Annotated in this window: 10 protein-coding genes and 8 tRNA genes (1 of these 18 only partly in view); 16 read left to right on the top strand and 2 right to left on the bottom strand. The window is 46.1% G+C overall.

The window, feature by feature from the left end; genetic code table 11:
- From C8268_RS15410 to yajC, 16 genes are all read left to right on the top strand, one after another.
- A tRNA-Val gene (locus C8268_RS15410) sits at nt 1-57 on the top strand; it begins 19 nt to the left of the window's first position.
- Nucleotides 58-74: 17 nt separating this feature from the next.
- Nucleotides 75-151 (top strand) — tRNA-Met (locus tag C8268_RS15405).
- A 9-nt stretch (nt 152-160) separates the two neighbouring features.
- Nucleotides 161-237, top strand: a tRNA-Asp gene (locus tag C8268_RS15400).
- 110 nt (nt 238-347) lie between these two features.
- A tRNA-Lys gene (locus C8268_RS15395) sits at nt 348-423 on the top strand.
- 29 nt (nt 424-452) lie between these two features.
- A tRNA-Gly gene (locus tag C8268_RS15390) sits at nt 453-527 on the top strand.
- A 5-nt stretch (nt 528-532) separates the two neighbouring features.
- Nucleotides 533-609: transfer RNA gene (locus C8268_RS15385), tRNA-Arg, on the top strand.
- A gap of 38 nt (nt 610-647) precedes the next feature.
- Nucleotides 648-731 (top strand) — tRNA-Leu (locus C8268_RS15380).
- Nucleotides 732-1,174: 443 nt separating this feature from the next.
- Nucleotides 1,175-1,248, top strand: a tRNA-Pro gene (locus C8268_RS15375).
- 152 nt (nt 1,249-1,400) lie between these two features.
- A complete protein-coding gene (locus C8268_RS15370) occupies nt 1,401-2,099 on the top strand; it encodes a BofC C-terminal domain-containing protein (protein ID WP_106768487.1) in 699 nt (232 codons plus the stop codon).
- Nucleotides 2,100-2,296: 197 nt separating this feature from the next.
- Nucleotides 2,297-2,800: a crossover junction endodeoxyribonuclease RuvC gene (gene ruvC / locus C8268_RS15365; RefSeq protein WP_106768486.1), complete on the top strand. Its 504-nt coding sequence runs from the start codon at nt 2,297-2,299 to the stop codon at nt 2,798-2,800.
- Nucleotides 2,797-3,408: a Holliday junction branch migration protein RuvA gene (gene ruvA, locus C8268_RS15360; RefSeq protein ID WP_106768485.1), complete on the top strand. Its 612-nt coding sequence runs from the start codon at nt 2,797-2,799 to the stop codon at nt 3,406-3,408. Before ruvC ends, ruvA begins: the two co-directional genes overlap by 4 nt.
- A 31-nt stretch (nt 3,409-3,439) precedes the next feature.
- On the top strand, nt 3,440-4,447 hold the full coding sequence (gene ruvB, locus C8268_RS15355) for a Holliday junction branch migration DNA helicase RuvB (RefSeq protein WP_106768484.1): 1,008 nt from the start codon (nt 3,440-3,442) through the stop codon (nt 4,445-4,447).
- A 116-nt stretch (nt 4,448-4,563) separates the two neighbouring features.
- Entirely contained in the window at nt 4,564-6,666 is a 2,103-nt protein-coding gene (locus tag C8268_RS15350; protein ID WP_106768483.1) for a SpoIID/LytB domain-containing protein, read from the top strand.
- A gap of 6 nt (nt 6,667-6,672) precedes the next feature.
- Nucleotides 6,673-7,704 carry a tRNA preQ1(34) S-adenosylmethionine ribosyltransferase-isomerase QueA gene (queA, locus tag C8268_RS15345; RefSeq protein ID WP_106768482.1) on the top strand — a complete coding sequence of 344 codons (1,032 nt, stop codon included), beginning with the start codon at nt 6,673-6,675 and terminating at the stop codon, nt 7,702-7,704.
- Nucleotides 7,705-7,722: 18 nt separating this feature from the next.
- Nucleotides 7,723-8,862, top strand: a complete 1,140-nt coding sequence (gene tgt, locus C8268_RS15340; RefSeq protein WP_106768481.1) for a tRNA guanosine(34) transglycosylase Tgt — start codon at nt 7,723-7,725, stop codon at nt 8,860-8,862.
- Between the two features lie 42 nt (nt 8,863-8,904).
- Entirely contained in the window at nt 8,905-9,210 is a 306-nt protein-coding gene (yajC, locus tag C8268_RS15335; protein ID WP_106768480.1) for a preprotein translocase subunit YajC, read from the top strand.
- Between the two features lie 113 nt (nt 9,211-9,323).
- Here yajC and C8268_RS15330 read toward each other — a convergent pair whose 3' ends face one another.
- Nucleotides 9,324-10,157, bottom strand: a complete 834-nt coding sequence (locus C8268_RS15330; RefSeq protein ID WP_234032822.1) for a phosphatase PAP2 family protein — start codon at nt 10,155-10,157, stop codon at nt 9,324-9,326.
- A gap of 84 nt (nt 10,158-10,241) precedes the next feature.
- Nucleotides 10,242-10,631: a TIGR04086 family membrane protein gene (locus tag C8268_RS15325; RefSeq protein WP_106768479.1), complete on the bottom strand. Its 390-nt coding sequence runs from the start codon at nt 10,629-10,631 to the stop codon at nt 10,242-10,244.
- Nucleotides 10,632-10,698 lie beyond the last annotated feature (67 nt).

The following is a 10,698-nucleotide window of genomic DNA, read 5'->3' as shown; positions in this document are numbered from 1 at the left end:
GAGAGCATCTGCCTTACAAGCAGAGGGTCGGGGGTTCGATCCCCTCAGTCTCCACCATTTATTTCTTACAATGACGCGGGGTGGAGCAGTTCGGTAGCTCGTCGGGCTCATAACCCGAAGGTCGTAGGTTCAAATCCTGCCCCCGCAACCAATAAAACGTGGAACTGTGGTGTAGAGGCCTAACATGCCTGCCTGTCACGCAGGAGATCGCGGGTTCGAATCCCGTCAGTTCCGCCATTATTGTCTTGCTTCAGGGAAGAGAAGCCGTTAAGGGTTCGTCGGAGCTTTATCTTTGATAGGATGACTTCGCAGTCTCGAACGACTTGTATGATCTTCATGTTAAGCATGAGCCATTAGCTCAGTTGGTAGAGCACCTGACTTTTAATCAGGGTGTCGAAGGTTCGAGTCCTTCATGGCTCACCATCATTTAAATAATTAATGATACATATTTCGCGGACGTGGCTCAGTGGTAGAGCATCGCCTTGCCAAGGCGAGGGTCGCGGGTTCGAATCCCGTCGTCCGCTCCATATATGCGCCCTTAGCTCAGCTGGATAGAGCGTTTGACTACGAATCAAAAGGTCGGGAGTTCGAATCTCTCAGGGCGTGCCATTTTATTTTTTGAATTTGCAGTTTTTATTTTAATATAAGCCGGTGTGGCGGAATGGCAGACGCGTTCGACTCAAAATCGAATGGGGAGACCCGTGGAGGTTCGAGTCCTCTCACCGGTACCATATTAAAAACGAACAGTTCATTAGAGAATGTATCTAATGGGCTTTTTTTATGTATATGTCATTTGCCGATATCCGCCTACTACAGCCCTCGGCTGACTTTGGTACATCAAGACAAATATCGACTCGGCTTTGAAGCGGCGAAGCTGTTACTCTATTATGGAGGGAAAGGACGAGCCTAGAAATAAGTTCTCGAAACTAAATTAATCGTAAGAGAAAGTACGATGGCTCATCAGACGGAATAAATTTTTCTATAAATTTAGAGACTCTTACTGCTATATCGCTTCCCCCATATGTAAAGGTTAAATAACGAGAATGACTACTGGTGAGGAAAGCTTTTTTATTAGCTCGTTACGTCTCTTAGTTCTATTTATATTTTTTCAAAAAAACATCTTGCTATTTTAAGTGAATAAGTGATATAATCTTCTTGTCGTTTCAATTTGTTTCGGGACGTAGCTCAGCTTGGTAGAGCACCTGGTTTGGGACCAGGGGGTCGCATGTTCAAATCGTGTCGTCCCGATTGATGAAAGAATCCATGAATCAGAGTCTATCTGAGAAGTGGATTCTTTTTTTATGCTTGAAAAATGCTCCCTTCTTGTTCATTTAGGTTGAATAAATGGCTGATGAACAGGTCAAACTATGAAAAACATTGGACAGAAGGGATTAATTTGAATGTTTTTTCGAATAAAGAAACAATTCAAGAAACGATGGAGACGCTGGAGAAGGGCCTTGGGCACCTTTGCTCTCTTTATATTCATAGTCGGCGTAATCTGGACAGGTCAAACCTTTCCTGAACAGATGAAGGAACTGTTGACCCGAATGACGGACGGCTCTCCGATCGTTCTGGAGACTCTGCATGATCTGCAAAATAGTGTTGATCAGGAGGCGGAGGAACAGCGAATATTTATGAAACAGCTGAACGATTCCACAGGAGAAAGAACAGTTCATTTGCGAACTTCATATGTGTGCGGTGTGGAGGAACAGAAGTTAGGCAGTATGGATGTAAGCAGCATCTATACTCTCCTGAACAATCATCCGTCCTGGAAAGGAAGGATCGATGAGAAAGGGGAAGTATGGCTGGAAGAAATGATATCTGATGATCTTTCACCAGCATGCAAGGAGCAAGCTTATATGAGCATCGATGCCAATGGGAATCTGACGTTGTTTGATGGACCTCCGCAAGAAGAGAAGGTGTTGAGAACGTTCTTTCAACTGGACATCGGATCGATGGAATCATCTTTGCCCAAAGATGTGCTCAGGCAGCTTCAAGATGGCATCCGGATTCAAGATATTGATGAATATAACAGCGTATTGTCTACTTTTAGCGATTACGCAAGGGACCTGGCTGAAAATAAAATGGAGGCCCATTGAAGGGCGGAACATGTTTTGTATGTAAAAATCTTTAAATTGATGGGCAGTTGAATAAATTTATTAATTAAAGAGACGTCACAGGACGTCTCTTTATTTGTGTTTTGCAGGCAAGGTACAAAGTTTTTCCTCATTCGACAGCGATCTTTTGTTATAATGGGTAGACGATACATATGTTCGCTTCAGAGGAGAGATTCATTTTGCGCATATTGGGAATTGACCCGGGAATCGCGATAGTCGGGTTCGGGTTTGTAGATAAGGTTGGCAACAAGATGATACCGGTCCAATACGGCAGTATTCAGACAAAAGCACATACCCCCGAAGAAGAACGGTTGAATCATGTGTATGAAGGTATGGTGCAGCTGATCGATACATATAAACCGGATGCAGTCGCTTTTGAAAAATTGTTTTTTAACAGGAATGTTACGACGGCCATGTCGGTTTCACAAGCTCGCGGCGTACTTATATTAGCGGCTGTACAGCGCGGACTTCCTATTGCCGAATATACACCGATGCAGGTGAAACAGGCCATTGTCGGGTATGGGAAGGCGGAAAAGAAACAGGTGCAGGAGATGGTGAGAATGTTTCTGAAGCTGCAGAGTGTCCCTAAGCCTGACGATGTGGCGGATGCGCTATCCGTAGCCATTTGCCATGCCCATTCGTATACACTGAATTCAAAGATAAATGAGGTATTGCGAAAATGATTGATTTTTTACGGGGACAGCTTGTCCATATAGAGAATGAATATATTGTTCTGGAGGTTCAGGGGATCGGCTTTCGGGTGTTTTGTCCAAATCCGTTTGTCTTCGGCAAGGCTGAGGGTCCGGTCACGGTGTTTACTCATCATCATGTTCGTGAAGATACGATGCTTTTGTTCGGTTTTCCTACCCAGGAGGAACAGAGGCTGTTCAGAAAGCTCATTGAGGTTTCCGGTATTGGTCCGCGTGTTGCGCTTGGTATTTTAGGTGGCGGTTCACCGGAACAGGTTGTCTCCGCTATTTATCAAGAGAATATTTCTTTTCTCGTTAAACTGCCGGGGATCGGTAAAAAGACAGCGCAGCGAATGATCCTGGACTTGAAGGATAAGCTGGATGGTTTTGGAGGATACGAGCTCAACACCGGTCTGTTTGCGGCCAATGAAACCCAACCGGATGACGATTCGGCATGGGCGGAAGCGCGCGAGGGACTAAAGGCGCTCGGGTATACAGACAGTGAGCTTGACAAGGTATGGCTGAAATTAAAGGAAACGACAGCAGCCGAGTCCGTGGATGTGCTGATGAAGCGGGCACTGCAGCTATTATTTGCCGGTTAAGATGTCGGTTGCTGAAAGGAGTAGTTAAGGAATGGATGACCGTATCATATCGGCCAATTTAATGATGGAAGATCAGGCCGTAGAACTTAGTCTGCGACCTCGTTATTTAGCGGAATATATCGGGCAAAACCAGGTTAAAGAAAATTTGCATATTTACATTGAAGCGGCGAAAATGCGTAAAGAAGCGTTGGATCATGTACTTCTATACGGACCACCCGGTCTGGGAAAAACGACTTTGGCCAATATTATCGCCAATGAGCTGGGTGTAAGTCTGCGGACGACATCTGGACCCGCTATTGAGCGTCCGGGAGATCTGGCCGCCCTTCTCACAAATTTGCAGGAGGGCGATGTGCTGTTTATCGATGAAATCCATCGTCTGCATCGGTCGGTGGAGGAGGTCATGTATCCGGCGATGGAGGATTTTGCGCTGGATATTATGATCGGGAAGGGGCCGAGCGCACGTTCCGTTCGTCTTGACCTTCCACCCTTTACTTTAATTGGAGCTACTACCCGCGCAGGCTTGCTATCGGCTCCTTTAAGGGATCGCTTCGGTGTCGTCAGCCGTTTGGAATTTTATGCGGTCGATGAACTGAGTTATATCGTATCCCGGGGGGCTGACATTCTCGGCATCGAGATATTGGGAGATGCCTCCGATGAAATTGCGCTGCGCTCAAGAGGAACGCCAAGAATAGCGAATCGTCTTTTGAAGCGGGTTCGCGACTATGCACAGGTTCGTGGTGACGGTATCATCACGCCGGAAATTGCTCAAGAAGCGCTTCAAATGCTCCAGATTGATCCCATGGGTCTGGATTTTATCGATCACAAGATGCTTGGCGCGATGATTCACAGCTTTAGAGGAGGTCCGGTGGGGCTGGATACAATCGCTGCTACGATTGGAGAGGAGAGCCAGACCATCGAGGATGTGTATGAGCCCTATCTGCTTCAGATTGGATTTCTTCAACGGACGCCCAGAGGCCGGGTTTTGACACCGGCTGCATATAGCCATATGGGGATTCCGTATCCGGATGATGGCAGATAAACATAAGATTTTTTTATGAAAATATGATGATATCGATATAAGAAACGGCGCTGCCTTTTAATAGGATAACAAAGTCGTTCTACTTGCTTATTCTGACTATGCAGGAGGAATTACCTATGAAGAAAAATTGGAAGCGAAGCATTCATTCCTGGTGTATTAAAGGTTTGCTGGCCGTTATGGTAGTGGGGACGTTATGGCATGCCCCTGCTGCTTCTGCTGCAGCGCCTTCTCTGGATACGATAAGGGTAGCGATGTTTCTGGATTTGGGGAGCAAATATAAGTCCACAACTCCGGCTGTAACTGTAAAGTCGACAGAGTCTCTCTCTGCTTCATTGATTACCTCTGATGGTTCGCAAGAAGTGCTTTCCATCCCAGGGAATCAACAAGTTCGGTTTAGCGTGGACTCCTATCGTGTAAAAGTGTTGGAGACTACGGATTGGAAGACGGCCTCCGAGGCAGCGAAGAAATTGCAGGCGACGGCAGACAAGCCGCTTCTGTTCTTGAACAAGACTGCTAAAGGAAATGTGTATCAGCTTTATTCAGGTATGTACGCTAGCGAACAGGCTGCTAAAAGTGCTGCCACCCGAACGGCAAAGACAGTCGCTGCTTACTTGGATGGTCAGACTCCTGCGGTGAAGGGGTCTTTACACCTGTCGGCAGGCTCGTACGATTCTGAGGCAGCAGCCGAGAAGGTCCGCAGAACCTTTGTGGATGCAGGGATAGATGCTTTTAATGTGCTGGAGCCAAGCGCTGGTCATGCCAAGTATTCCGTATGGGTTGGAGAGGCGGCGAATTCATCTGAACTGGCAGCTCTTAAAAAGAAGGCTCAGGCGGTTTCTCCGGCACCACTTCGTGAAGTAGACAATAATGCGGCTGGTTTAATGATCAGACAAGATGCCGGGCTGAATCTACAACAGTCGCAGCCGGTGGATCATTATATGCTTGCAGGCAAGGCTTCCAAGCTGTGGATAGAAACTATGGGTACAGCGATTCAAGTGAAAGAGCGCTCTGATCGACAGTATAGAGGGGCGCTTGAGATCGGAACGAAGAACGGGCAGCTTTATCTTGTAAACGAACTGCCGTTTGAGCAGTATTTGTATTCTGTTGTTGGTGCGGAAGTGCCATCATCATGGGGGGCCGAGGCGCTGAAAGCACAAGCGGTGGCTGCTCGAAGCTATGCTTTATACCAAGGTGAAAAATTTGAAGTGGCTCATGTTGTAGATACGGTATTGAGCCAGGTATACAATGGGATTGGTTCTGAAAAAGAGAGTATTATCCAGGCGGTTGATGCGACAAAAGGCGAAGTTTTGATGAGGGGGGACAAGCTTGTTGAGGCGGTCTTTTCCTCCAATAGCGGCGGAATGACGGCAGACCCTTCGGAAGTATGGAACAGCAGCAATGATTTGTTCGCAGCGGTGGAAAGTCCCGGTGATAAATCTTCACAAGCTTCACTGAAGCAGTGGTACTATGTTCTGCTGCCTAATGGTATAGCAGGGTATGTTCGTGAAGATAATGCGAAGGAGACTGGCACTGTTACAGCGGCAGGCCTTAAGCACATGACCGTCACTGCGAAAAACACGAATGTGCGGCCGCTGCCTCTCATTCAATCTTCTGCAAAGCCGGTGGCTCAGATGAACCCAGGCGATACAGCGGTTATTTTGGATAAGGTTACTGAATCGAATAGCTATGAATGGATAAGAGGGCCTTATACATCTGCAGAGCTGCTTCAGTCTCTAAAGGGAAAAACCAGCTCGGCTCTGCCTGCTTCGATTAAAACATTGGAAGTTACTGAAAGAGGTCCATCAGGCCGGGCGATGGAAGTGGCGGCGAACGGACAGCCTCTCAATGTTAAATATCCGGATATGTACCGTTCTGCTTTTAAAGGACTTCCAAGCACGAAGTTTGATATTGAGCCGACCGGAAGTTATACTGTTTTAGGTGCTGATGGCAAGACAGCCACCGTCTCCGGCGGACAAAAGGTATCTGTAGTTTCAGCGGATGGAGAAAAAAATATAACTGGCGCCGGCTCGGTAGTTATGAATGGAGAAGGTAAAGCCAGAGTGATTGATAAGACGGCTGGATTTAAATTTACAGGTAAAGGCTTTGGACACGGACTCGGCCTTTCCCAATGGGGTGCTAAAGGGATGGCTGATGAAGGGTATGATTATAAGGAGATTTTGCAACACTATTATCGCAATGTAACTATTATGAAGGACTGACAATTGATGAATGTAGATTTGTATGATTTTGATTTGCCTGAGCATTTGATTGCCCAAACTCCGCTGCCTGAACGCAGCTCTTCCAGACTGTTGACGGTCAATAAAGTGGACGGGGCATTATCCCATCAAGTGTTCGGGGATATCGTGAACTATTTGCGGCCTGGCGATACGCTGGTGCTTAACGATACTAAAGTTATCCCTGCCCGGCTTTTTGGCAGCAAGGCAGATACAGGAGCAAAGGCTGAGGTGCTTCTTCTCAAGGCGCTTGGCGAGGATCGCTGGGAGGCGCTTGTAAAGCCCGGTAAAAAGCTGAAAAAAGGCAGCGTGATTACGTTTGGCGATGGAAAGCTAAGTGCAGTGATAGAAGAAGAGGGGGAAATGGGAGCGAGGGTCTTGTCCTTTTCATATGAAGGGATCTTCCAGGAGATACTCGATTCGCTAGGTCAGATGCCGCTTCCTCCATACATTAAAGAAAAACTGGACGATCGTGACCGATATCAGACCGTATATGCGAAGCATGAAGGTTCAGCAGCGGCTCCAACTGCGGGACTGCATTTCACGGAGGAGCTGCTTGATCGTATTCGAAAGCAAGGTGTTGATATCGCTTTTGTGACTCTTCATGTAGGTTTGGGCACCTTTCGTCCCATGACGGTTGATCGAGTAGAGGATCATGTCATGCATGAAGAATACTACTCTCTGTCACAGGAGACCGCTGAATTGCTTAATGAAACCAAACGTAGAGGCGGCCGGGTTATTGCAGTAGGGACAACCTCGTGCCGAACTTTAGAGACGGTAGGGAATCATTTTCAAGGTGGACTTTTAAGGGAGAGCAGCGGGTGGACGAATATTTTTATATACCCTGGCTACGAGTTCAAAGTGGTGGATGCGTTAATTACTAATTTCCATCTTCCGAAATCCACACTTGTGATGCTTGTAAGTGCTTTGGCCGGAAGAGATCATATTCTGAATGCTTATAAGGAAGCGGTTGAACGGAAATATCGTTTTTTCAGCTTCGGCGATGCAATGTTTATTTATTAATTTCGGAGGTTTATCAAAATGGCAGCAGCTATCACCTATGAACATATCAAAACATGCAAGCAGTCTGGCGCAAGACTCGGCCGCGTGCATACCCCTCATGGTGTTATAGAAACACCAACTTTTATGCCTGTCGGCACACTGGCAACGGTCAAAACGATGAGTCCGGAAGAGCTGAAGGCGATGGATGCGCACATTATTTTAAGCAATACCTATCATTTATTCCTTCGGCCAGGCCATGAGATTGTAAAGGAAGCAGGCGGTCTGCACCAGTTTATGAACTGGGATCGTCCGATTTTGACCGACAGCGGCGGTTTTCAGGTATTTAGTTTGGCAGAGATGAGAAAAATAACAGAAGAAGGCGTTCATTTCCGCTCTCATCTGAATGGAGATAAGTTGTTTATTTCCCCCGAGGTTGCGATGGAAATTCAAAATGCACTCGGTTCAGATATTATGATGGCGTTTGATGAATGTCCGCCGTATCCGGCCGAATATGAGTATGTAAAACAATCAACAGAACGCACTTCCAGATGGGCTGAGCGCTGCTTGAAAAGCCATGCTCGTCCCCATGACCAAGCCTTGTTCGGAATCGTTCAAGGAGGCATGTATGAGGACCTGCGGCGGCAGAGCGCGCGTGATTTGACTTCCATGGATTTCCCGGGTTATGCTATTGGTGGACTTAGTGTGGGAGAATCTAAGAAGCTTATGTATGAAGTGCTGGATTACACGGTACCTTTGCTTCCAGACAACAAACCGCGTTATCTGATGGGAGTTGGCTCGCCTGATGCGCTGCTGGAAGGTTCGATCCGGGGTGTGGACATGTTCGATTGTGTGCTTCCGACGCGGATTGCGCGTAACGGAACGACGATGACAAGCCAAGGCCGTCTTGTCGTTCGAAATGCCCAGTATGCCAGAGATTTTGGACCGCTTGATCCGGAGTGTGATTGCTATACATGTCGTAATTACTCACGGGCATATCTGCGCCATCTGATCAAAAGTGATGAAACGTTTGGGCTGCGGCTTACGACGTATCATAATCTTCACTTTCTTTTAAATCTGATGCGCAATGTGCGCAAGAGTATTATGGAAGATCGCTTGCTTGATTTCCGCGATGAGTTTTTTGAAAAATACGGCCTGTACAACAATGAAAAAGGGTTTTAAAATGAATGCCATCATGGAAAGTCCATGAAGGGGGGGAAAGATATGTTTGAAATTGCAGCTCAGCAGGCACCAAGTGGTGGAATTTTAAGTTTGATCCTGCCTTTTGTTCTGATGTTCGTCATCTTCTACTTTCTGCTTATCCGTCCACAGCAGAAAAAACAGAAGGCTCGCAATGCTATGCTTAGCGCTTTGAAAAAAGGTGATAAGGTAGTAACCATCGGCGGTCTTCACGGTACAATCGTAGAGATTACTGACGATGTCGTGGTGTTGAAAGTAAATGACGTAACCAAACTGACGTTTGATCGCAGTTCGGTTAGCCACAGCGTCGCTGCCGGCTCCGATGCATAAATCTCTTTAGCTGAAGATGATAGCTTCAGCTAAAGTTAACAAAGAGGGTGTCCGTTGATCGATGGATCAGCAGGACACCCTCTTTGTTAGTGATGACGTCACTTACACGACATTCACCCTGATATTCTTTTGTAAACAAGAGAGGAATGGGCTTTTTGGTGTGTAAGCTTTCCTAAATAAATACCTAGCGTAGAAGCGATCAAGCCTAGAATTGTTCCTGCAAGCATATCCAACAACCAATGAATACCGAGATAGAAAATGCTGAATATTATGATAGCCGCACTTATACCGGTAATGACCGCCCATCGTTTATTGCCGGAGCGGAAAGAGAGCATAGCCATGGATACGGACAAAGAGGTATGCAGGCTTGGGAAACAGTTATTTAATCCTGACATAGGTCGATAGACCGTCTCAAAGTTCGGAAATACGTCAAGCATATAAAAAGCTACCCCTGCAGCCGGATAAGACCAGGTTTCATTTACCGGGAACAGCAAGAAGAAGGGAATCGCCATCCCATAATTAATTAATATGGTATAGCAGGTCGCATACACATGCGGTTTGTTGTTATCGATAAGATATACTCCAATGGAAGCGATCATGAGTGCTTGAAATACAAGCAGATAAAAATAAGCTAGTATGGGTGTAAGCCAAGGACTATAAAAGATGTTCTGCACATGTTTTACAAAAAAACCTTCTAATTGAAAAATGACGGGGGTAAAATCCCCCGGAAACATAAAATAATTTTGCTCGAATTGAAGTTCAAGCTTATTTAGTAGAAGAACTGCACCCATAGCTATAAAAAGCATGAAAAAGCGCGGAGTTGATACTAGCTCTCTAACTAGGGCGAAAAGGGCTTTGAACGGATTGCTGAGAGTTCCTGCCCACAAAAGAACAATGACATTTAGGGCAGAGAACAAAACTATAGTACTCATGGATTGATATAACAAAGAAACAGAAGCCTCCTCTTTCCTGAATCCTAAAAAAGACAGTGTTATTAGTGTAACACAGTTTAGGGAAAGAGAATCAACAATTTATTTGTGTAAATTCACTCCAAACATGCCGCCTATGGAGCCTGAGACGAATACAGTGGCCATGAGTATAAGATTACCCCACGATAAAGAACTGTCAAGAGCAAGAAAACCGATAATGATCAACATGATTCCGTACAAAAGACCGGTGAGACAGCCATAGTACCAGCCTCTGTTTCCTGCACGCTTACCGCTGACAACTCCTCCAAACAGAGCAGCAACAGCATGTACGATAACCGTGTATAAAGATAAGTCATCCTCAGATAGATCGCTTGCCCAGAGAAGCAGTGACAATACGAAAGCCCCCAGAAACATCCACATAAATGAATACAGCAAGCCGGAAAGAATCGGGTTATTGATGCGCAAGGAGAAAACACGCCGGATTGGTTCCAATAAATCAGCCCCTTTACTAAACTTCAATTAATACCCATTATATGGCCAAGCCCCTACAGTTATTACT

Origin of the sequence: Paenibacillus faecalis (assembly GCF_900289175.1) — a bacterium.
Classification (GTDB): Bacteria; Bacillota; Bacilli; order Paenibacillales; family Paenibacillaceae; genus Paenibacillus_AQ; species Paenibacillus_AQ faecalis.
This window is presented reverse-complemented; position numbering and strand designations above follow the sequence as displayed.

Excerpts from the sequence above, each read along its gene's own strand:
- yajC (WP_106768480.1), top strand. The coding sequence starts at position 8,905 with ATGTTTGAAATTGCAGCTCAGCAGGCACCAAGTGGTGGAATTTTAAGT.
- ruvB (WP_106768484.1), top strand. The coding sequence starts at position 3,440 with ATGGATGACCGTATCATATCGGCCAATTTAATGATGGAAGATCAGGCC.
- tgt (WP_106768481.1), top strand. The coding sequence starts at position 7,723 with ATGGCAGCAGCTATCACCTATGAACATATCAAAACATGCAAGCAGTCT.
- C8268_RS15370 (WP_106768487.1), top strand. The coding sequence starts at position 1,401 with ATGTTTTTTCGAATAAAGAAACAATTCAAGAAACGATGGAGACGCTGG.
- C8268_RS15350 (WP_106768483.1), top strand. The coding sequence starts at position 4,564 with ATGAAGAAAAATTGGAAGCGAAGCATTCATTCCTGGTGTATTAAAGGT.
- queA (WP_106768482.1), top strand. The coding sequence starts at position 6,673 with ATGAATGTAGATTTGTATGATTTTGATTTGCCTGAGCATTTGATTGCC.
- ruvA (WP_106768485.1), top strand. The coding sequence starts at position 2,797 with ATGATTGATTTTTTACGGGGACAGCTTGTCCATATAGAGAATGAATAT.